The sequence below is a fragment of the Kitasatospora sp. NPDC058048 genome, assembly GCF_042885555.1.
Classification (GTDB): Bacteria; Actinomycetota; Actinomycetes; order Streptomycetales; family Streptomycetaceae; genus Kitasatospora; species Kitasatospora lactacystinica.
Genome location: NZ_JBHVRT010000021.1, coordinates 123,060 through 143,967, shown reverse-complemented (window position 1 = coordinate 143,967; position 20,908 = coordinate 123,060). Strand labels below are relative to the sequence as shown.

The 20,908-nt window shown below is 73.7% G+C and carries 19 protein-coding genes; 11 read left to right on the top strand and 8 right to left on the bottom strand.

Features of this window, described 5'->3' with window-relative positions; translation table 11 throughout:
- Positions 1-253: 253 nt before the first annotated feature.
- On the bottom strand, positions 254-808 hold the full coding sequence (locus ACFVVA_RS22930) for a Dps family protein (protein WP_387692085.1): 555 nt from the start codon (positions 806-808) through the stop codon (positions 254-256).
- Positions 809-1,105: 297 nt separating this feature from the next.
- Here ACFVVA_RS22930 and ACFVVA_RS22925 point away from each other — a divergent pair, with 297 nt between their 5' ends.
- Together ACFVVA_RS22925 and ACFVVA_RS22920 are read left to right on the top strand one after the other, a co-directional pair.
- On the top strand, positions 1,106-1,942 hold the full coding sequence (locus ACFVVA_RS22925) for an alpha/beta fold hydrolase (RefSeq protein WP_387692083.1): 837 nt from the start codon (positions 1,106-1,108) through the stop codon (positions 1,940-1,942).
- Between the two features lie 169 nt (positions 1,943-2,111).
- The gene (locus tag ACFVVA_RS22920; protein ID WP_387692081.1) at positions 2,112-3,068 is read left to right on the top strand and encodes a VOC family protein; all 957 of its coding nucleotides are present in this window, start codon (positions 2,112-2,114) and stop codon (positions 3,066-3,068) included.
- Positions 3,069-3,151: 83 nt separating this feature from the next.
- Here ACFVVA_RS22920 and ACFVVA_RS22915 read toward each other — a convergent pair whose 3' ends face one another.
- The 3 genes from ACFVVA_RS22915 to ACFVVA_RS22905 all read right to left on the bottom strand — a co-directional run bounded on the left by ACFVVA_RS22915 (position 3,152) and on the right by ACFVVA_RS22905 (position 6,450).
- Positions 3,152-4,012 carry a helix-turn-helix domain-containing protein gene (locus ACFVVA_RS22915; RefSeq protein WP_387692079.1) on the bottom strand — a complete coding sequence of 287 codons (861 nt, stop codon included), beginning with the start codon at positions 4,010-4,012 and terminating at the stop codon, positions 3,152-3,154.
- A 98-nt stretch (positions 4,013-4,110) separates the two neighbouring features.
- Positions 4,111-4,941 carry an alpha/beta fold hydrolase gene (locus ACFVVA_RS22910; protein ID WP_387692077.1) on the bottom strand — a complete coding sequence of 277 codons (831 nt, stop codon included), beginning with the start codon at positions 4,939-4,941 and terminating at the stop codon, positions 4,111-4,113.
- Positions 4,942-5,166: 225 nt separating this feature from the next.
- Positions 5,167-6,450 (bottom strand): PucR family transcriptional regulator, encoded by a 1,284-nt coding sequence (locus ACFVVA_RS22905; protein ID WP_387692075.1) that lies wholly within the window; start codon positions 6,448-6,450, stop codon positions 5,167-5,169.
- A gap of 566 nt (positions 6,451-7,016) precedes the next feature.
- On the opposite strand from ACFVVA_RS22905, the gene ACFVVA_RS22900 reads away from it, so the two are divergent.
- From ACFVVA_RS22900 to ACFVVA_RS22885, 4 genes are all read left to right on the top strand, one after another.
- Complete coding sequence (locus tag ACFVVA_RS22900) at positions 7,017-7,472, top strand: SsgA family sporulation/cell division regulator (RefSeq protein ID WP_387692073.1); 456 nt, start codon at positions 7,017-7,019, stop codon at positions 7,470-7,472.
- 161 nt (positions 7,473-7,633) lie between these two features.
- Positions 7,634-8,053 carry a BlaI/MecI/CopY family transcriptional regulator gene (locus ACFVVA_RS22895; RefSeq protein WP_387692071.1) on the top strand — a complete coding sequence of 140 codons (420 nt, stop codon included), beginning with the start codon at positions 7,634-7,636 and terminating at the stop codon, positions 8,051-8,053.
- Positions 8,050-8,991 (top strand): M48 family metalloprotease, encoded by a 942-nt coding sequence (locus ACFVVA_RS22890; RefSeq protein ID WP_387692069.1) that lies wholly within the window; start codon positions 8,050-8,052, stop codon positions 8,989-8,991. Before ACFVVA_RS22895 ends, ACFVVA_RS22890 begins: the two co-directional genes overlap by 4 nt.
- A gap of 113 nt (positions 8,992-9,104) precedes the next feature.
- Positions 9,105-9,680: a MarR family winged helix-turn-helix transcriptional regulator gene (locus ACFVVA_RS22885; protein ID WP_387692067.1), complete on the top strand. Its 576-nt coding sequence runs from the start codon at positions 9,105-9,107 to the stop codon at positions 9,678-9,680.
- An 18-nt stretch (positions 9,681-9,698) separates the two neighbouring features.
- On the opposite strand, the gene ACFVVA_RS22880 is transcribed toward ACFVVA_RS22885, so the two are convergent.
- Genes ACFVVA_RS22880 through ACFVVA_RS22865 form a run of 4 tightly spaced genes read right to left on the bottom strand, consistent with a single transcriptional unit; the run spans position 9,699 to position 14,657 of the window.
- A complete protein-coding gene (locus ACFVVA_RS22880) occupies positions 9,699-11,261 on the bottom strand; it encodes an ABC transporter ATP-binding protein (protein ID WP_387692065.1) in 1,563 nt (520 codons plus the stop codon).
- Positions 11,258-12,106, bottom strand: coding sequence for an ABC transporter permease (locus ACFVVA_RS22875; RefSeq protein ID WP_387692063.1), 849 nt, complete (start codon positions 12,104-12,106; stop codon positions 11,258-11,260). The genes ACFVVA_RS22880 and ACFVVA_RS22875 overlap by 4 nt, the downstream gene beginning before the upstream one ends.
- Positions 12,103-13,083, bottom strand: a complete 981-nt coding sequence (locus tag ACFVVA_RS22870; protein ID WP_387692061.1) for an ABC transporter permease — start codon at positions 13,081-13,083, stop codon at positions 12,103-12,105. The genes ACFVVA_RS22875 and ACFVVA_RS22870 overlap by 4 nt, the downstream gene beginning before the upstream one ends.
- Before the next feature lie 14 nt (positions 13,084-13,097).
- Entirely contained in the window at positions 13,098-14,657 is a 1,560-nt protein-coding gene (locus ACFVVA_RS22865) for an ABC transporter substrate-binding protein (RefSeq protein WP_387692059.1), read from the bottom strand.
- 383 nt (positions 14,658-15,040) lie between these two features.
- Between ACFVVA_RS22865 and ACFVVA_RS22860 the strand changes: the two genes are divergently transcribed.
- The 5 genes from ACFVVA_RS22860 to ACFVVA_RS22840 are packed head-to-tail and all read left to right on the top strand — an operon-like array spanning position 15,041 to position 20,894.
- The gene (locus ACFVVA_RS22860; protein ID WP_387692058.1) at positions 15,041-16,030 is read left to right on the top strand and encodes a TauD/TfdA family dioxygenase; all 990 of its coding nucleotides are present in this window, start codon (positions 15,041-15,043) and stop codon (positions 16,028-16,030) included.
- A gap of 43 nt (positions 16,031-16,073) precedes the next feature.
- Entirely contained in the window at positions 16,074-17,063 is a 990-nt protein-coding gene (locus ACFVVA_RS22855; RefSeq protein WP_387692056.1) for an ornithine cyclodeaminase family protein, read from the top strand.
- Positions 17,054-18,385, top strand: coding sequence for a Y4yA family PLP-dependent enzyme (locus ACFVVA_RS22850; RefSeq protein WP_387692055.1), 1,332 nt, complete (start codon positions 17,054-17,056; stop codon positions 18,383-18,385). Before ACFVVA_RS22855 ends, ACFVVA_RS22850 begins: the two co-directional genes overlap by 10 nt.
- Before the next feature lie 46 nt (positions 18,386-18,431).
- On the top strand, positions 18,432-19,463 hold the full coding sequence (locus ACFVVA_RS22845) for a cysteine synthase family protein (protein ID WP_387692053.1): 1,032 nt from the start codon (positions 18,432-18,434) through the stop codon (positions 19,461-19,463).
- A 24-nt stretch (positions 19,464-19,487) separates the two neighbouring features.
- The gene (locus ACFVVA_RS22840) at positions 19,488-20,894 is read left to right on the top strand and encodes an MATE family efflux transporter (protein WP_387692051.1); all 1,407 of its coding nucleotides are present in this window, start codon (positions 19,488-19,490) and stop codon (positions 20,892-20,894) included.
- Positions 20,895-20,908 lie beyond the last annotated feature (14 nt).

Sequence of the window (20,908 nt, the reverse complement as noted above, 5' to 3'; positions counted from 1 at the left end):
TCTGATTTTTATAAGACACCCGCCCTCCACCCCACCTCCCCCCCGCGCGCCGCCACGGGGCCGGGCCCCCGGGACGGAAAACCCTCCTGGGGCCCGAGCCCGTTCGCGTGCCGCCGCACCGACGCCGAGGAACGGCACGGAGGTACGACGAGCGGTACGAGAAGACGAGCGGCACGAAAAAGTGCCGGGCCCCCGACGAAGGGCCCGGCACTGAGCGGAGCCGGGCCCGCCGACGAACGGGCCCGGCCCGCGGTCACTCCCCGGTCTCGGGGGTGACGACCAAGTGCTCGGCGAGGAACCAGACCTGGGCCTCACCGGTGCGGATGATCTGGGAGACCAGCAGGTCCTGGGTGCCGTCGTCACCGAGCTCGGCCGTGCGGCCGGCGGCGTCCCGGACATCGGCGAGGACGGTCTCGTGCGCGTCGAGAAGCCGCGAGAGCATCGACCGCACCCCCTCGATGCCGTCCGGCGGACGCGGAACGCCCGTGATCTGCGCGGCGTGACGGAGGTCGCCCACCGCGACGCCGCCGAGGCTCTGCACCCGCTCGGCGAGCGCGTCGACCAGCTCCAGCTGCTCCTGGGCGTGCTTGTCGAAGAGCAGGTGCAGCTGGTACGCGGTCGGCCCGCGCATGCCCCAGTGGTACTTCTTGTACAGCCCGTACAGGAACTGGGTGTCCGCGAGGACCCGGTTGAGCCGCTGGCACGAGTACTGCCGGGCGTCGTGGGAGAGCGCGATCGGCAGCTGGGTGACGGTGCCGAACTCCTGGATCTCGGGACCGTGCTGGTGGAGGCGCGGCTGGCTGCTCATGGTGCTCCTGCTTCGTGCGGGGTCGGTGACATCTGCGGCCATCAGGCTAGGAACGCGCGGGCCGGGCACGTGTTCCGACCGCGCACTGCTTGCGGTCGGTCAGCGCACCGGGTGCCGGAGTCGAGCCGCTGTCCCCGTCCGCTCCACCGGTGCGCCCGGTCGTAGCACTCTCGGACGACTCGGGGTGCTCTCGGAGTCAACCGGCCCCCGGTCACCGCGCCTAGCGTGGAACCCGTCGCAGCCGAGCACCGCAGTAAGAGGCTGCCGCGAGCAGCTGCCGCACGAAAGGGAAAACCCATGCCGTACATCACCGTTGGCCAGGAGAACTCCGCCTCCATCGACCTCTACTACGAGGACCACGGCACCGGCCAGCCGGTCGTCCTCATCCACGGATTCCCGCTGAACGGCAAGTCCTGGGAGCGCCAGAGCGCCGCCCTGCTGGAGGCCGGCTACCGGGTCATCACCTACGACCGCCGCGGCTTCGGCCAGTCCTCGCAGCCCACCACCGGCTACGACTACGACACCTTCACCGCCGACCTCCACACCGTGCTGGAGACCCTCGACCTGCGCGACGCCGTCCTGGTCGGCTTCTCCATGGGCACCGGCGAGACCGCCCGCTACGTGGGCACCTACGGCACCGAGCGGATCGCCAAGGTCGCCTTCCTCGCCTCGCTGGAGCCGTACCTGCTCAAGACCGACGACAACCCGGACGGCGCCGCCCCCCAGGAGTTCTTCGACGGCATCGTCGCCGCCGTGAAGGCCGACCGGTTCGCCTTCTACACCGGCTTCTTCAACGACTTCTACAACCTGGACGAGAACCTCGGCACCCGGATCAGCGAGGAGGCCGTCCGCAACAGCTGGAACGTCGCCACCGCCGGCGGCGCCTTCGCCGCCTCGGCCGCACCCACCACCTGGTACACCGACTTCCGCGCCGACATCGCCCGCATCGACGTGCCCGCCCTGATCCTGCACGGCACCGGCGACCGCACCCTGCCCATCGAGAACACCGCCCGTCCCTTCCACAAGGCCCTGCCCTCCGCCGAGTACGTCGAGATCGAGGGCGCCCCGCACGGTCTGCTCTGGACCCACGCCGAAGAGGTCAACTCCGCGCTGCTCGCCTTCCTCGCCAAGTGACCCGGACGGCCGCGAACCCTCGACCCGCGGCCGTCCGCCCGACCCCGGTACCGCCGTCGCCGCCCCAGGCCCGAACGGCGACGGCGGTACCGGCCACACCGGCCCCACACCCACGCCCGGCATCCCCTTCCAGGGACGCCGGGCGTTCGCCACGACCAGGAGGTCACCCATGAAGCTCCGCTCGGCCCGCCGCATGGTCCCGCTGGTGGCGGCACTCGCCGCCCTGACCGCGGCCCCCGCCGCCTCGGCCGCCTCCGCCGGCCAGGGCACGTCCCGGAGCGCGGCCCAGGGCACGCCGGCCGAACGGCCGGGCACCCAGCAGCAGTTCGCCGTCGGCCCGCAGTACGACTCCACCCACGTCTACGTCGCGCCCGGCACCGAGCAGGCCTTCGTGACCAGCTGGACGTCCACCTTCGGCGGCACCACGATCGGCCCGGTCTCCACCCAGGTGACGCCGACGCCCAGCCGGACGCTCTCCGAGCTGGTGGTGTCCCCGGTCGGCACACTGTCGGTGTTCGACTACACCACGCCCGTGCCGTACCCCTTCGGCACCGAACGCACCGGCTGGCTGGTGACCGACCTCGACCAGGCCGTCCGCGCCGCCCGTGCCGACGGCGCGACCGTCACCGTGTCACCGTTCGCCGACCCGATCGGCCGCGACGCCGTCGTCCAGTTCCCGGGCGGGATCAACGCCCAGCTGTACGTCCACACCACCCCGCCGTCCTACCCCGCCCTGGTCAGCGTGCCGGAGAACCGGCTCTACCTGTCGCCGGACGCGGTCGGCTCCTTCCTGCACAGCTACCTCGCCTTCACCCGGGGCCGGATCGTCTCCGACGACCGGAGGGCCGACGGCGCCGCCATCGGCCTGCCCGGCACCACGTACCGGCTCGTCCGCCTCACCTCCGGCTTCGGCACCACCACCGTCGCCGTGACGGACGGCCACCTGCCCCACCCGTACGGCCGGGAACTCACCGGCTACGGCGTGCCCGACCTCGGCGCCACCCTGGACCGGGCCGGGGCCGCCGGCGCGACGGTGCTGTCGGGACCCGTCCGCGCGGGCGGCCGGGACAGCGCGACGGTGCAGTTCCCCGGCGGCTACATCGCCGAGATCCACACCGCCCGCTGACCGGCCCGCCGCGATCGGCGAAGGACGGGACCGGCGGGACCGGCAGCGTGTGGAAGCGTGTGGAAGCGGCCGCGGCGGAGGAGTCAGGAGACCGTGTCCCGACTGTCGGTCCGGGCGGCGTAGGCCTGCCATTCGCGGGGCGAGACCCCGTAGGCGTCACGGAACGCCCGGCTGAAGTGGGAGTGGCTGACGAAACCCCACCGGTGCGCGACCGCGGACACACTGGCCTGCCGACGGGAGGGACGCTCCAGCTCCCGTCGGCACGCGTCCAGGCGACGCCGACGCACCCACTGCCCCACCGTCGTCCCGTCCTGCTGGAACAGTTTGTGCAGATAGCGCACCGAGATGTGCTGCGCCCGGGCGATCGCCTCCGGCCCCAGATCCGGATCCGCGAGATTCTCCTCGATGTGGCCACGGATCCGCGCCAGCAGCTCCGCCGAACCACCCGGACCCTCCGGCCCCTCCTCCTCCAGCAGCTCCGACACCAGGATCGCCACGATGTCCGACACACCACGCGCCAGATGATCACCAGGACGCGCCCGGTGCCCTCCGCCGCGAGCCGCCAGCGTCCGCAGGAACTGCGAAGCGAGCAGGCCCACCCCCTCACTCCCCCGCGCCACCAGCCCACCCGTACGCCGCACATCGGAGTGCCGCACCCCCAGGTAGAAGCACGGGACACGGAAACGGACCATCCGGCACCCCGCATCGCGCAGCAACCCCGCCGGATACGGCGACGTGCCGATCAGCAGATCGCCCGGAGCCAGCGCCGTGCTGACCCCGTGACGCCGCACCGAGGCCGCGCCGTCGACGTGCAGGGCAACGTAGAGGCAGTCCTCGGGATCGACCCCGGGCGGCGGTGACAGGACCTCGATGCAGGCGTCGACGGCCTGATCGGGCCGGTGGTACTCGGGTTCGGGCAGGGGTGAGGGATCCGACGGGATCACAGGAGGCTCCGACCGGTTGGAGAGGTTCGGTACAGGGTGTTGGGAAGGATCGCCCGCCGTCCGGCGCCCGGTGGTGGCACCGTCGGCGGCGGGGCGTCTCAGGAGAGGAACGCCTCCACGACGGCGTTGAACTCGCCGGGGTTCTCCAGGAAGGGGAAGTGCGAGCTCGCCACGGTCCTCGGGAACACGTGGAGGCCGGCGCCGGGGATCCGCTCGGCGATGAAGCGCTGGGACTCCGGGTCCACGTGGCTCCCCTCGCAGCCGAGCACCAGGGTCGGCACGTCGATGCAGTCGAGGACGTCGCGCCAGTCCTGGGCGCAGTGGTCGAAGAGCAGCGGGACGCCCGCGTACGCCGGGGTGGCACGGATCTGCTCGGTCACGAAGGCCAGCAGGTCCGGGTCGGTGTCGCCGCTGAACATCGAGCGGACGAAGCCCTCGCGGACCTCGGCACCGTCCGGGCCGGCCAGCGCGGCGCCCAGCTCCAGGAGCCCCGCCACGTCGAAGATGGCGCCGGACTCGCGCTGCTCGGCCGGCGCCGTCCAGGGCACCGCCGCCACGGCGGCGGGCTGGTCGACCAGGACGAGCCGGCGGATGCGGCCGGTGCCGTGCTGGTCGATGAAGCTCCACCACACCGAGGCGCCCATCGACCAGCCCAGCGCGTCGAAGGCGTCCAGGCCCAGGTGGTCGAGCAGGCCGAGGACGTCACGGGCCAGACGCGCGACGCGGTAGCCGTGGCGCGGCTTGCCGGAGCGGCCGTGACCGCGGAAGTCCACCGTCACGACGCGCCGGCCCGGCGCCAGCCCCTCGAACTGGTGGCGGAACATCTCCTGCGTCTGCCCCCAGCCGTGGAGCATCACCAGCGGGACCCCGTCGCCACCGCTGTCGCGGTAGGCCAGGCGCACGCCGTCGTTCGTGATCAGTCGGTGCATGGTGCTCGTTCTTGTCCGTTCGTGTCGGCTCGCGGGTCCGGGGGGCCGGAACCCGCAGGTCGCCGGGGGGATGAGCGGCAGCTCGTCGTGAGAATTCTCGCTGTGGGCCGAACCCGCTGACCACCGACCGACGTAGGGATTGCCCGACGAAGCTTCATCGCTCTGTAGCAACACCGCTCCGGGGCGACGCCGCGCCCGGCCGCGCGCGGCCGGCGGGGAGGCCGGCTACGGGAAGGCGGTCTGCTGGGAGGCCGTCCACGGGGAGGCCGGCTCCGCCGGAGCCCGCAGCAGGTCCCACAGCCGCAGCCCCAGGTGGAGCTCCAGGCGGTGCGCGCCGACGTCCAGGTCCAGGCCGGTGATCTCCTGGATCTGGCGCAGGCGGTAGTACAGCGAGGTGCGGTGCAGTTCCAGGACCTCCGCGGTCCTGGGCACCGAACCGGCGTTGTCCAGGAAGCAGCGCAGGGTCTCCTCCAGCCGGGAGTTGCCACCGCCGTTCGCCAGCAGGCGCCGCAGCGGCTTGGGCAGGAGCGAGTCGTTGAGCGCGCTCTCGGGCAGTTGGAGGAGGACGGCGAACTCCCCGAGCCGCTCCCAGTCGCCGATGCCCTCCAGCCGGGGCAGCCGGCGGGCCGCGCGCACCGCCACCCGGGCCTGGTCGTAGGAGATCCACGCGTCGGCCAGTGCCGTCCGGCGCCCGCCCACGCCCACCGACACGACCGGGCCCGGGCCCAGGAAGGTCGTCAGGGAGCGGACGATGCCCCGGCCCTGCAGGTCCAGGTCCTCCTCCGCGGGCTCCCGTTCGAAGACCTGCACCAGCACCGCCCGCTCCTGGTCGACCATCGACAGGCCGCGGGCCGTCCGGGTCTGCCGGAACGGCTCCAGCGCACCGCGCAGCGCCACCTCGGTCTGGCCGGTGGGCCCCGGCTGCCCGCTGACGGCGACGCTGGTCACCACGACGTGCGGGCCGGCCGGCAGGAGGCCGTCGTCCACCAGGCGCTGGTGCGCGGCGCAGCGCTGCGCCGAGTCCGAGCCGATCAGCCGGCTCACCAGCCGCCGGGTGTGCTCCTCGTCGTCGTCCGAGGCCAGCCGCTCGGCGTACATCTCGACCGCCACGGCGCGGGTCACCTCGTCGATGGCCCCCCGCTCGGCCTCGGTGAGGGGCGCGCCCGCCGCCACGACCATCAGGATGCCCAGCACGTGGCCCCGTTCGCGGACCGGGGCGCAGTAGCGCGGCTGCATCCCCAGGTCGTCGCGGCCCGGCAGGACACCTGGACGGGTCCACCGGGCGACCCCCTGCGACAGCACGTAGCGGATGGTCTCGTCGTCCGCGATGCCCTGCAGCAGCGTGCGCACCCGCACCCGGTCCTCGTCGCCGAAGTGCCGGCTGGTGCAGATCAGCCGCACCAAGGGGTCGTCGAGAACGACCGAACGCCCCAGTTCCTCGGCCAGGCCGTCCACCAACGTCTGCAGCGCCTCGCCTCCGGAACGCGAGCGCTGGATCCACCTCTTCATGATCAAAAGCCTCCCGGCGCCATTCATACAAGGAGCGAAACGGGATGGACAAACGTTCAACAAACCGAGGATCCGACGACTCCGCCGGGGCCGGACGGCTGCCGCCCCGGGCGGCACCGACCGCCGGAGGAGGCTCTGCGCGCGACGCCGCGAAATCGCTCCTCCCCGCCAAATCCCTTCCGGCGTGCGGCAGTTGCACTCACCCCCGCCGCCGCGGCAAGCGGCGGCGCCACCACCGGCCGCACCGCCCCCCCGACCGCCGGACCGCAGAGCCGCGACAACAAGGAGCCCGCGCCCGGCCATGCCCGCCGGGCGAACGGTGCGCGGATCATCACCTCGCGGTGCACGGCCGGAACATCCACCCCGGCACCGCCTCCTAGCCTGGGAGCACTTCCGCCTCCCCCTGCTCCCGGCAGCTCCCAGGGCCCGAGGCGGGAGCGCCGCACCGCCACCGGCGCCCCGGTCGTCCGGCGCTCCGTGTCCCGACCGGACACCGCACCTCACCCCGCCGGCCCGGACGGCCCCTCCCGTCCCGCGCCGCCCCGAACCCGCCCAGGAGACACCCCGTGCCCGCCCACCACCCCCTCTCCGACCCCCAGCCCCGCCCGGAAGCCGCCGCCACCGACCTGACCCTCGACGCCCGACTCGTCCTCGGCGAGCACCAGAGCGTCGACGTCCCGGTACGCCTCGCCTACCGCGGCGACGACCCGTTCGCCGTCACACTCGAATTCCTCGGCCACGCCACCGAAGCGGGCACCTGGCACTTCGCCCGCGAGCTCCTCTGGGAAGGCCTCCACCGGCCCACCGGCCTCGGCGACGTCCGCATCTGGCCCCCCTGCACCTGCCACGCCCGCACCTCCCTGCGCGTCATGCTCAGGAACCAGGCGGACATCGCCCTCCTCGATCTCCCCACCCGCCAGATCCGTCGCTGGCTCCGCCGCGAGAGCTTCGCCCTCGTCCCCCAGGGCACCGAGCACACCCTCATCGACTGGGCCACCGAATTCGACGACCTCACCGGCTGACGCCGGCTCGGCGGCGATCCGCACGCCCCGTAAAGTTAGCTGAGGCACACCTAAGTCACACAGGCCGTACCCCTTCCCGCCGCACCGGCGCGGGCGGCCCTCGTCCCCGACCGGGTCGGCGTCGGGGTGTGCCGGGCGAACGCTTCGGGACAGGGAGAGAGATGGCGAGGGACGGTCAGGAGGCCAGGCGTCCGCACGGGGAACTGGTCGCGGACGTGATGGCGGTGCTGTGGGCGGCCGGTGAGCCGATGACCGCACAGCAGGTCAAGGCGGCGCTGCACCAGGACCTCGCCCGGACGACCGTGGCGACGATCCTCACCCGCCTGCACGAGAAGGGGACCCTGGACCGCACGCGGCCAGGGCGTTCCTTCGCCTACGCGCCGGTCGCGGACGCCGCCGGTCTGGCGGCCGGGCGGATGCGCCGGGAGCTGGAGAAGGAGCCGCAACGGGACCTCGTCCTGAAGCGGTTCGTGTCCTCGCTGTCCACGGACGACGGGGACGTCCTGCGGCGCCTGCTGATCGAGGCGGAGGCCGCACCGGCTCCGGCCGGGGGCGAGGCCGTGCTGGAGGGCGGGGCGTGACGCTGTTCCTGGTGGCCGTCGCCCTCACCGTCGTCCTTCCGTGGGGAGCGGCGCCCGCGGCCCGTCGTCTGGCCGGGCTGCTCCCGCCGCGCGAGGCCTCCCTGACCCTCGCGGGGGCGGCCGTGCTGCTCGCGGGCGGCACGGTCGCCGCGCTGACGGGGCTTTTCCACGTGCCGTTCCTGGCGGGGCTGGAGCACCTGCGGTTCGCCCGGGTGACGGCGGACTGGCCGGCGGTGGTGCCGGTGTCCGGTGCCGCCGGGGTCCTGCTCGCCGTGCAGGCGGTGCGGCTGGTGCTGGCCGCTCGCCGGCAGCGCGCGCTGCTGTCCCGCGCGTGGGCGCTGACCGGCGGGGGGACGGCCGAGGGCGACGTGCTCGTCGTCCCGGGTGAGGAGGCGGAGGCCTTCGCCCTGCCGCGCTTCCGTGGCCGTGCCGCCCGCGTCGTCGTGTCGGAGGGCATGCTCGGGGCGCTCGGGCCGTCGGAGCGCACGGTGCTGTTCGCCCATGAACGGGCTCATCTCCGCGGGCGGCACCATGTGCTCTCGGCCGTCGTCGACCTGGCCTCGGCCGTGCATCCGGCGCTCGCGCGCCTGGGGCCCGCGCTGGAGTTCCACCTGGAGCGGTGGGCGGACGAGGCCGCCGCGACGGCGGTGGGGGACCGGAGGGTCGCCGCGACCGCCATCGCCCGCGCCGCACTGGCCGGCTCGGCCGGGACGGGGGTGCGCGGCAGCCGGCTCCTGTCCGTGAGCACGGGACCGCTCCCCCGGCGGGTTCAGGCCCTGCTGGAGCCGGCGCCCGCCGGGCCCAGGGGGCGCGGGCCACGTGCGGCCGTGTCCGGTCTCATCGCCGCGGTGGTGGTGTCGGCCCTGCTGGCGCTCGGCCTCGCCTACGGCCTGCACGAGTACGTGGAGCATGCGGCGAGGAGGATCGTCGGCCCCTGACCGATCTGACGACATCGATGTAGACCAACAATCGGAAGCGTAGGTATGGTGAGCCTCGGTTTGCCGCTTTCGACGCCGAGGGCGTCGCGCTCTTCCGATGATGGGGACACGGTTTGTACGACGGACGGCAGGGCTCGTCGAGTCCGTTCGAGCAGTCCGTCTACCTCCTGTCGGAGGCCGGGCGGGCCGTCGACCGCCTGCTGGCGGAGCGGCTGGAACACCGCGGGCTGACCCCGGTCCACCACGCGCTGCTGTCGGCGCTGGCGCAGCTGGGACCGCACGGTCGGCACGACCTCACCTCCCGTGCCACGGCGCCCGCGGCCGAGGTGGACCAGGCCCTCGACGATCTCCTGTCGGCACGCCTGGTGCAGTCGATGGTCGTCCACGTCGGCGGTCGCCAGGAGGTTCTGACCATCACCCCCACGGGCGAGTCCGCCCTGGACGTGCTCCACACCGATGCGTCGGCGACGCAGGACGACCTGCTGGCGTCCTTGACGAAGGGGCAGCGCGTCGAGCTCAACTCCCTTCTCCGGCGCGTGTGCGCGGCCGCCGCCCGCGGAGCCGGGCAGCGGCCGCGGCCCCGCGGGACGAGCGGCTGGACCCTGACCCGCGGCTCCCGGCGGACCTGGACCAGGGTCCGGGAGGGCGTCGGCCCGGCCGAGGGGCCGGACGTCGGAACGCCGGGCTGACCGCCCTGCGCGGAGAGCTCAGTTCGGCACCGGGCTCGGGGCCGCGCGGTGCTCCGTGAGCGGCACCCCGTCGGCGCCGTCGAGGGCGAGGAGGAGGTCCGCGTGGGCCGAGAGCAGGGGCAGGTCGTGGCTGACCAGGACGACGGCGAGGCCCTGGTCGGTCCGTAGGCCGCGCAGGAGTTCCATGATGTCCTCGGCGGTGTCGGCGTCGAGGGCGGAGGTGACCTCGTCGCAGAGCAGGACGTCGGGTTCGGCGGCCAGGGCGCGGGCGATGGAGACGCGCTGGCGCTGCCCGCCGGAGAGTTCGTGGGGGTGGCGGTCGGCGTGGCCGGGGGTGAGGCCGACCGCGGTGAGCAGTTCGGCGACGCGGGCGTCGCACCGGTCGGCGGGCCGTACGGAGTGGAGCCTCAGCGGGCGGGTGAGGGTGGCGCCGACGGTGCGGGCGGGGTTGAGGGCGCCGAGCGGGTTCTGCGGGACGAGTTGGACGCGGCGGCGCTGGTCGCGGGTGCGCCGCCGGTAGGAGGACGCCAGGAGTTCGCCGCCGAGGGTGATCCGGCCGGCCTCGGGGCGGTGGAGTCCCGCGAGGGCGCGCAGCAGCGTGGTCTTGCCGCACCCCGACGGGCCGGTGATCCCGGTCAGCGTGCCGGGCCGCAGGACGAGGTCGAGGCCGGCGAAGACCCGGTGGCGGCCGCGGCCGGTGCCGACCCGGGCGTCGAGTGCCTTCACCTCGACGACGGGCAGCACGTCGCCGCGGACGCGAGCCGAGGCAGGCGCCGCATCGGCGCGGACGCGAGCCGGTGCGGGCATCGCGTCGGCGCGGACGCGAGCCGGTGCGGGCATCGCGTCGGCGCGGACGCGGGCCGGTGCGGGCGCCGGGGGCGTTGCGGGCGTGCCCGGGGCCGTGACCGGACGGTCCGGCCACAGGGCGAGGACGTCGTCGGCGCAGCGGGCGACGAAGTCGGGGTCGTGGCTGGTGAGGGCGATGGCGATGCCGTCGCGGTCGGCGATGTCGTGCAGCAGGTCGGCGATGTCGTCGCGCAGGGCGGCGTCCAGGCCGGCGGTGGGTTCGTCGAGGAGGAGGATCGCGGGGCGGCGGGCGAGGGCACGGGCGAGGGCGACGCGCCGCTGCTGTCCGCCGGAGAGGTGCTCGGTCCGGCGGCGTTCGAGGCCTTCGCCGACCGGCAGGCGGACGGCTCGCAGCAGGTCCGTGACGGAGGTGCCGCGGCGGTCGGCGGCGGTCTCGGTGACGAGGCGGTCGACGCGCATGCGGGGGTTGAGTCCGGAGCCCGGGTCCTGGCCGACGAAGGCGAGCTTGTGGCGGCGCAGCCGGCGCAGTTCCTCGGGCGGGAGGGCGAGGATGTCGTGGCCGAGGACGGTGAGGCTGCCGGCGGTGACGCGCGCGCCCGGCGGGAGGGCGCCGACGAGGGCGCGCAGCAGGGTGGTCTTGCCGGCGCCGGAGGGCCCGGTGACGGCGGTGACGCGGCCCGGGGCGAGGGTGAGCGTGGCGTCGGTGAGCAGCGGGGTGTCCCCGAGGGTGACGGACAGGGCGGCGGCACGGGCAGCGGGGTCGGTGGTGCTCACAGCGGGGTCTCCGGGGTGGGCCGGGCGGGGGCGAGGGCTTCGGCGGCGAGGTTGACGCCGATGGCGAGCAGGCCGATGGCGAGGCAGGGCGCTCCGACGGCCCACGGGTTGAGGGTGATGCCGGCGGCGTTCTCGCGGATCATCAACGCCCAGTCGGCTTCCGGGGGTTGGGGGCCGAGTTGGAGGAAGGCGGCGACGGAGACGATGTAGACGCCCTCGACGAAGCGCAGGCCGAACAGGGCGAGGACGGTGGAGCGCAGGTTGGGGAGGACCTCGTGGACGGTGAGGTGCCAGAGGTTCTCGCCGCCCGCGGCCGCGGCCTCGACGAAGCCGGCGGTGGCGAGGGGGGCGGCCGCGGCGGCGACGATCCGGACCGCGTAGGGGATGCCGAGGAGGGTGGCCGCGGCGGCGACGGCGAGGCGTCCGCCGCCGGGCCAGGCCAGGGCGATCAGCATGATGGCGAGGACGGACGGGAGCAGGATCGTCAGGTCCGCGGCGCGTTCGATCCACCGGCCGAGGGCCGGGCGCAGCACGGCGAGGATGCCGATGGCGGTGGCCGCCGCGGTGACGACGAGGGCGATGGCCAGGGCGGTGGCGATCAGGGGCGCGCCCCCGGTCAGCAGTCGGCTGAGGACGTCGCGGCCGAGCTGGTCGCCGCCGAGCGGCGCGTCGCCGCCCGCTTCGGCGTAGGGGAAGGTGACCGGGGTGTCGATCGGGTGCGGGGCGAGGAGCGGCCCGGCGAGTGCGAGGGCGACGAGGGCGAGGGCGGGAACCGCGCGCACGAGCACCCGTCGCTTCCCTCGGGTGGCGGGCGCGGGGGCCGCTGTCGGGGCGTCGGCGGTCATCGTCGCTCTTCTCCGAGGGTGGTGGTGCGGACGAGGTCGGCGAGCAGCAGGAGCAGGCTGATGGCGGCGCCGGCCGCGGCCACGACTCCGGCGACGAGCGGGGTGTCGCGGTCGGTGATGGCGCCGGCCAGGACGGCACCGACGCCGGGGTAGTTGAAGAGGGTTTCGACGACGACGGTGCCGCCGAGGAGCATGCCGGCGGAGGTGGCGATGCCGACGGCGACGGCGGGCAGGGCGCCGGGGAGCATGTGGTGGCTGAGGATGCGTCGGCGGGGCAGGCCGTCGAGGACGGCGGCCTGGACGTGCGGCAGGGCGGCCTGGTCGGCGAGTGCGCCGCGCACGATGCGGGTGTTCCAGCCGATCTGGGGGACCGCCAGGGAGAGCAGCGGCAGGACGATCATGGTCCATGACTCGGGTCTGCCGTCGGCGCCGGTGAGGGTGACGGCGGGCAGCCAGCCGGTCCACTGGGAGAGCAGCAGGAGCAGGGCGACCGAGACGACGAACTCCGGGAGGGCGAACGCGGCGGTGGACAGGGTGTCGACGGCGCGGTCGACGCGCCCGCCGGGGCGCAGCGCCGCCCAGCTGCCGAGGGCGAGGGCTCCGGCGGTGCTGAGGGCGAGGGCGAGGGTGCCGAGCAGGAGGGTGTTGGGGAAGGGGCCGGCCAGGACGTCGGTGACGTGCTGTCCGCGCGCGGTGGTGCCGAGGTCGCCGGTGGGCAGGCCGGTCATCCAGTCCACGAAGCGCTCGGCGACCGGGCGGTCGAGGCCCATGGCGGTGCGGCGGGCGGCGAGGTCGGCGGCGGTGACGCCCCGGTCGGAGCTCGCGCCGGCGGCGTCGCCCGGGAGGAGTTCGACGGCCGCGAAGACGGCGGCGAGCAGGACGACGAGCAGGACCGGGCGCCGTACGGCCTGCCGGGCGACCCGGCCCGCACCGGGGAGGATGCGGGCCGGGAGGCTGCGGGACGCTTTCGCGTCCACCGGGTGAGGGGTGGTCAACGCGCCAGCCAGGTCTTCTCGAGCTGGACGCGGCCGTAGCCGGGGAGCTTGGGCAGGTCGCGCACGGCCGCGCCGGCGAGGTCGATGCCGTCGGCCATGCCCCACAGCAGGTAGCCGGACTTCGCGAACTCGATCTCCTGGAGCTGGTGGAGCAGCTTGCCGCGCTCGGCGGTGTCGGCGGTGCCCATGGCCTTGCGGTAGGTCTCGTCGAAGCTCGGCTCGTTCCAGCCGGACTCGTTCTGGCCCGCGTCCGAGAGCATCGTCTTGGAGGCGAAGAAGACGACGGAGTCGTTGGTGCCCCAGTAGCTGGTGTAGAGCGTGCCCTTGAGCCAGGTGTCGTCCCAGAACACCTTGGAGTCCTGCTTCACCACGTTGATCCTCACGCCGGCCTCGCGGACCTGGGTGGCGAAGAGGGTCGCGGACTCGGCGAGTCCGGCGATGTCCTCGGTGGTGGTCAGGTCGTAGGTCCTGGAGGTGTCGAAGCCCGCGTCGGCGAGCAGCTGCCTGGCCTTGGCGAGGTCGCGGGTGCGCTGCGGGATGTCCTTGGCGAAGGCGGGGTCGCCGGTGCCGAGGACGTCGTTGGCGACGCTGCCGTAGCCGGAGAGGACCTGCTTGACCATGGCGTCGCGGTCGACGGCGAGCCTGAGGGCCTCGCGCACCCGTACGTCGGCGAACGGGCCGTCCGCGGTGCGCATGACGACGGGCATCGCCATGTCGTTGGGCCGGCGGACGATCTGGATGTCCTTGCGGGCCTCGGCGGTGCGGGCGGCGACGGCACCGACGTTGGAGGCGACGTCGATCTGTCCGGCGAGCAGGGCGTTGGCCATGGCCTGGGGGCTCTCGAACAGGCGGACCTCGACGGCGTCCAGCAGGACCTTGCCGCCGTACCAGTTGTCGTTGCGCACCAGGCGGGCGTTGCCGTCGCGGTACCAGTCGAGCTTGAAGGGGCCGGTGCCCGGGGCGCCGGCGACCGCGTCGTCCTTGGTGTCCTTCTTGAGGACGAAGGTGGTCAGGCGGGTCAGCAGCGGCAGGTCGGCGTTGGCGTAGTCGGAGACCAGGACGACGGTCCTGGCGTCCTCGGCGGTGATGCCCTCGGGCTGGATGCCGGGCAGGCGGCTCTTGCCCGCCGGGGTGTTGCGCAGCCGCTTCAGCGACCAGACGACGTCGTCGGCGGTGACCGGGGTGCCGTCGTGGAAGGTGGCGCCGTCGGCCAGGGTGAAGCGCCAGGTCTTCAGGTCGTCCGACGGCTTCCAGGAGGCGGCCAGGCGGGGAGCGGTGTTGGCCGTGGCCCCGGGTATCGCGAGCGTGTCGTGGATCAGGCTGATGATGAGGTAGTCGCTCTCGTTGGCCTGGGTGCCGTGCGGGTCCCGGGTGACCGCCGAGGCCTTGCCGAGCGCACCGACCTTCAGCGTCCCTCCGGGGCGGGGCTGTTGGCCGGTCCCACCCGAGGCCGCGGCTTCCCCGGCGCCACCCTTGCCGCCACCGCAGGCGGCGAGCACGCCGATCGCCCCGGCTCCGGCTCCGGCCCACAGCAGCTGTCGTCTGGTGACGCCCACGTTCGATCCTCGTCTCGGTTCCGCGCTCGATTTGCTTAGGGTTACCTACCCTAAATTCAAGACAAGTCGCAAGCCGTCCGGCGGGGCGCACTCGACTTCCGGCCATGCGCCCCCGCGCCCCAATCCGGCCCGCGAGCAGGGAAGTTGTCCCTGCGCCGCGCGTGCGCCGCCGCCCGGAGCCGAGACTACGTAAATGTAGACATCCAGCCGGGTAAGGCTTGCCTAACCTAAAAGTCGTTGTTACGTTTCCTGTCGTCCGGCCGTTCGAGCCGCCCCGGACCGATGCCCCACGCGCAGCTCCCGTCGCCGTCCCGCACCGGCGAGGTGACGCCACGTGCCCGCACCCCACACCTCTCCTCCCCCTGTCCCCGGAAGGTCCCGCCGTGCCCACCTGCCCTGCCCCGGTACGCCGTCTCGACGCCGACGCCGTCGCGGAACTCACCTCCACCGCGGCCGAACTGCTGGCCCTCCACGGCTCCGCGACCAGCCCCGCCCTGCTGGCCGACCTGCCCGTGAAGTGCGCCCGGCTCGGCGAACCGCTGCGCCACCGACTGCGTCCGGTCGACACCGCCGACGGGCTGTTCGTGCTGCGCGGACTGGAGATCGACGACACCCGCCTCGGGCCCACCCCCGGCCACTGGTCGACCGTCGGCGACTCCGGCGCGCTCTGGGACGTGGTGCTGCTGCTCGTCTCCACGGCGATGGGCACCCCGATCGCCTGGGACGGCCAGCAGGACGGCCGGTTCGTGCACAACATCGTCCCGACGCCGGGCCACGAGAGTGAGCAGACCGGGGCCTCCAGCTCCGTCCTGCTCACCCCGCACACCGAGGACGCCTTCCACCCCGGCCGCGCGCACCTGCTGCTGCTGTGCTGCATGCGCAACCACGACGCCATCGCCACCACCGCGGCCAGCGTGCGCCTGACCGACCTGACCGACGCCGACGTCGAGCAGCTGAAGCGGCCCGTCGCACCGATCCTGCCCGACGACGCCTACGAGCAGGCCCGGAAGTTCGGCGGCCGGCCCGCGCCGGTCCCCACCCTCTTCGAGGCCCCCGAGGGCCTGACCATGCGCTACGACCCCGCCTACACCCCGCTGGACGAGGCGGACGAGGCATGGCGCGAGGCGTACCGGCGCCTCGGTGACGAACTGGCCCGCGTCTCGGTCGCGGTGAGCCTGGAACCGGGTGACGTCCTGGTCGTCGACAACGACGTCGTCGTCCACGGCCGGGTGCCGTTCCGGGCCCGCTACGACGGCACCGACCGCTGGCTCAAGCGCGCCTCGGTACGCGTGGAAGACCGCCCCACCCGACCGCTCGCCGAGCACGACGAACACGGCTACGGCCAGGCCGCCCTCACCGCCCGGGCCGCCTGAACCCACCACTGCCGCCGCCTCACCTCCTCGAAAGGGCACCCTCATGGACCGGGACGACACCACCCTGCGCGTACTGTCCACCAGCGACCTCGCCGGCCTGGACATCACCCTCGCCGACGTCGTCGACACCGTCGAACAGGCCTACCGCACCCTGGCCGCCGGCCAGTCCGACAACCCGCGCAAACTCACCGTCAAGCCCGCCGACGGCCACTCCGTCTCCTACGCCATGCTCGGCCGCGACGGCGTGCGCAACGTCGTCGCCGTCAAGACCTCCTACAAGCACGGCCTCGACCGGAGCCGCGAGAACCAGCACTACTACACGACGCTGACCATCTACGACGACGTCACCGGCCTGCCCGTCGCCATGATGGACTGCTCCCGCATCGGATCCCTGCGCACCCCGGCCGTCTCCGCCCTGCTGGCCCGCGAGTGCGCCGCCCCCGACGCCTCGACCGCGCTGGTGATCGGCACCGGCACCCAGGGCCGCCTGGCGCTGCCGTTCCTGCTCACCGCCCTGCCCGGGCTGGAGCGTCTCCTCCTGTCCGGGACCCACCCCGACGGCATCGCCGCCGTCCGCGCCGAACTCGCCCGGCACTTCCCCGACCGCGAGCTCGAACTGGTCACCGACCTCAGGGCCGCCGCCCGCGACGCCGACGTCATCGTCGCGACCGCCGGCGGCCACACCCCCGCCGCCGTCGAGGCCGACTGGCTGAAGCCCGGCGCGGTCTCGATCCTGGTCGGCCACGGCCTCGCCCCCTCCACCCTCCACCGGGCGGACCGGGTGATCGCCACCAGCGAGGCCCAGATGCGCGTCACCGGCACCGACATGGCCGACGCCGACGGCAAGCTCCCGGCCGTCGACCTGGAGCTGCCCGTCGTCATCTCCGGCACCGCCGCCGCCCGCACCGCCCCCGGGCAGCGGATCTTCGCCTACAACAGCGGACTCGTCGTCACCGACATCGCGCTGGGCCACCGCTTCGCCCAACTCGCCGCCGCCCAGGGCCTCGGAACCGAGGTGGCCCTGTGGCGCTGAGCCTGCCCGCCCACCCCGACCCGCTCACCGACCGGATCCACGGCAGCGGGCTGCTCCAGGAACTCGCCCACGGCCTGGACGGCCCCTTCCACTACCTGCTGCCCGAACGCTTCGACGACAACCTCGCCGCGTTCCGCGCCGCCCTGGCCGACACCGGGGTCGAGGGCCGCGTCCACTACGCGAAGAAGGCCAACAAGGCCTCCGTGTTCGTGGAGCGCTGCGCCGCGGCCGGCGCCGGAATCGACGTCGCCTCCCTCGGCGAACTGCGCGACGCCCTCGGCCACGGCGTGCGCGGCGAGGACCTCGTCGTCACCGGCCCCGCCAAGAACGAGCAACTGCTGCGCGTCGCCACCCGGCAGGGCGCACTGATCGCCGTCGACGCCCTCGACGAACTGGAGCGCCTGCTCGGCCTCGACACCGACCGTCCCGTCCGCGTCCTGCTGCGCCGGCACCCGCCGGCCCAGCCGCGCAGCCGGTTCGGCCTGGACGACGCGCAACTGCACCAGGCCCTGCGACGCTGCGCCGAGGCCGGGGACACCGTACGGATGGAGGGCTTCAGCTTCCACCTGTCCGGCTACGCGGTCCAGCCACGCGCCGACCTCGCCGGAGAGCTCGTCGAACTCTGCCTCAAGGCCCGGTCGTCGGGCCTGCCGGCGGACCGGATCAGCATCGGCGGCGGCTTCCCCGTCGACTACGTCGCCGCCGACGCCTGGGACACCTTCCTCACCGAACAGGGCCCCGGGCACTACCACGGCGAGAAGGCCTTCGCCGCGGGCGACTTCTACCCGTACCACTCCCCCGTCGCCGGCGCCGACGCGCTGCGCGCGATCCTCGCCGCCCGCCCCGGCGGTACCGGACCGAGCCTCGCCGAGCGGCTGCGGCAGGCCGGCCTGACGCTCCTGCTGGAGCCCGGCCGCGCCCTGCTGGACCGCGCCGGGTCGTCGGTGTTCCCCGTCCAGGGCGTCAAGGACCGCGCCGGGTACGGCATCGTCACCGTCGACGGCACCAGCCTCAGCCTGTCCGAGCAGTGGTTCAACAGCGAGTACCTGCCCGACCCGGTCCTGCTCGGCGACCGCACCGGACCCCCGGAGCAGCCGTACCGGGCGTGCGTGGGAGGGGCCAGCTGCCTGGACTCCGACCTGCTCACCTGGCGCAAGATCGCCTTCCCCGCCCGGCCCCGGGTGGGCGACCTGCTCGTCTACCCCAACACCGCGGGCTACCAGATGGACTCCAACGAGTCCCCCTTCCACGAACTGCCGCTGCCGCCGAAGGTCGTCATCGACCACCACCGCGACCGCCCGCGCTGGCGCCTCGACCGCTGACCCCCGCACGAACCTCCCCGCCCCGCCGTCCCCACGGAGCTCCACCATGACCGACGCCCTGAACCGCCCCCCGGTGGTCAGCCGGATGTCCGACCTCATCGGCCGCACCCCGCTGTTCGAACTCGCCCGCGCCGACAACGGCGCCCGGCTGCTGCTGAAACTGGAGATGTTCAACCCCACCGGCAGCGCCAAGATCCGCATGGCCCGCCAGATGGTCCTCGACGCCGAGGAACGCGGCGTCCTGCGCGAAGGCGGCCACATCATCGAGTCCACCTCCGGCAACACCGGCCTGGGCCTGGCCGTCGTCGCCGCCGAACGCGGCTACCGCTTCACCGCCGTCGTCGACAACCACGCCGCCGCCGACAAGCTGCGCGGCATGAAGGCGATGGGCACCGAACTCGTCTTCGTCGACGCCGACACCGACGGCGAGGAACTCCACACCGCGGCCCGCGAGGAACTCGCCGAGGAGATGGCCCGCGGCAAGGACAACACCTTCTTCACCGAGCAGCACAACAACCCCAGCAACGCGGTCGGTTACCACGCCGTCGGCCGCGAGATCGCCCAGGCCCTCGACAACCGGGTCGACGTGCTGATCGGCGCGGTCGGCACCGGCGGCGGCCTGTGCGGCACCGCCCGCGAGCTCAAGCGCTCCGTGCCCGGCGTCGCCGTCGTGGGCGTCGAACCGAAGGGCTCGATCGCCTTCGGGCCGCCCGCCCACGACTACTACCAGTCCGGCACCGGCACCCCCGAGGGCGCCACCATCGGCCTGCTGGTGGACTACGACCTCATCGACGAGGGAGTGAAGGTCGGCGACATCGAGGCCTTCGCGACCGCCCGCGTCGTCGCCCGCCGCACCGGCCTGCTCATCGGCGGCTCCGCCGGAGGCGTCGTCCACGAGGCCCTGAACCGCCTGGCGGCCCTGGCACCGGATGCCGTTATGGTCGCCTTCATCAACGACGGTGGCGAGAAGTACATGGACACCGTCTTCAACGACGACTGGATGAACGCCCGCGCACTGCTCGACGAGGCCGTGGAGGCCGACATCGACGAGACGCTCACCAAACTCCGCAGGCCCTGACTTCCGAGAAACGTGACACCCACGATGCAGCAGCCAGCCACCCTCGCCCGCGACAGCCGCGCACTCGCCGCCCTCGCCGTCCCGCTCGCCCTCACCCAGCTCGCCCAGGTCGCCCTCACCACCACCGACACCATCATGATGGGCGTGCTCGGCACCGAGGCCCTGGCGGCCGGCGGCCTCGCCCTGGTCGTCTTCAACCAGCTGCGCACCATGGGCGTCGGCCTCGTCACCTCCGTCGGCAACCAGGTCGCAGCCGCCGCCGCGCGCGCCGAACGGGACGAGGACGCGGCCGACGACGGCGACGAGGTCCGCGGCCTGGTCCGGGCGGCGATGGCCGTCGCCACCCTGGCCGGCCTCGCGGGCGCCGTCCTGATGGTGCTCATCGGCCAGGCCGCCACCTGGCTCGGCCAGGACGCGGAAGTCGCCCACCGCGCCCAGGGCATGCTCGCCGCCCTCGCCCCCGGCCTGCTCCCCTGCCTCTGGTTCCAGGCGATCCGCCAGTTCACCGTCGGCATGCGCCGCCCCCAGGCCCTGCTGCAGATCACCATCGCCTCCGTCGCCATCAACGCCGGACTCAACTGGCTCTTCATCCACGGCACTTGGGGCCTGCCCAAACTCGGCCTCACCGGCATCGGCGTCGCCACCAGCAGCGTCTACCTGCTCTCCTTCCTCGCCCTCTACGCCTCGGCCCGCCGCGACCCGCAGCTCGCACCCCTGCTGAGCCCGGACTTCTGGCGCGCCGACGCCCCCACCGTGCGCCGCCTGCTCGGCCTGGGCACCCCGATCGCCGCCACCTACGGCTCCGAGGCCGGCTTCTTCTCCGCCACCGCCCTGCTCGCCGGCAGCTTCGGCGCCGCCGCGCTCGCCGCCCACACCGCCGTCAACCAGCTGATCTACATCGTCTTCCAGGTCGCCGTGGGCCTCTCCCACGCGGCCTCCATCAACGTCAGCCGCGAACTCGCCCTCGGCGAGTACGCCGCGGCCCGGCGGATCAAGAACACCGCACTCGCCTGCGGCGCCGCCGTCACCACCCTCGTCGGCATCGCCTACCTCACCGTGCCCGACCTCGTCCTGCGGCCCTACTTCGACCCCGGCGCGGCCGCCGACCAGCAGGGCCTGCGGATCGCCACCGGACTCCTGGCCGTCGTCGCCGTGCTGCAGTTCTTCGACTGCGCCCAGAACATCGGCGTCGGCCTGCTGCGCGGCCTCGACGACACCAGGAGCGGCTTCCGCATCACCCTGATCGGCTACTGGCTCGTGGGCCTGCCCGCCTCCTGGCTCCTCGCCTACCCCCTCGGCGGCGAGACCCGCGGCCTCTGGCTCGGCCTGCTCGTCGGCCTCGCCACCACCGCCGTCCTCCTGCTGCGCCGCTACGGCCGCGCCCTCTCGGCCAAGGCGGTCACCTCACCCGAAGCGGCCGTCGCCGGCTGAGCCGTCGAGCCGGC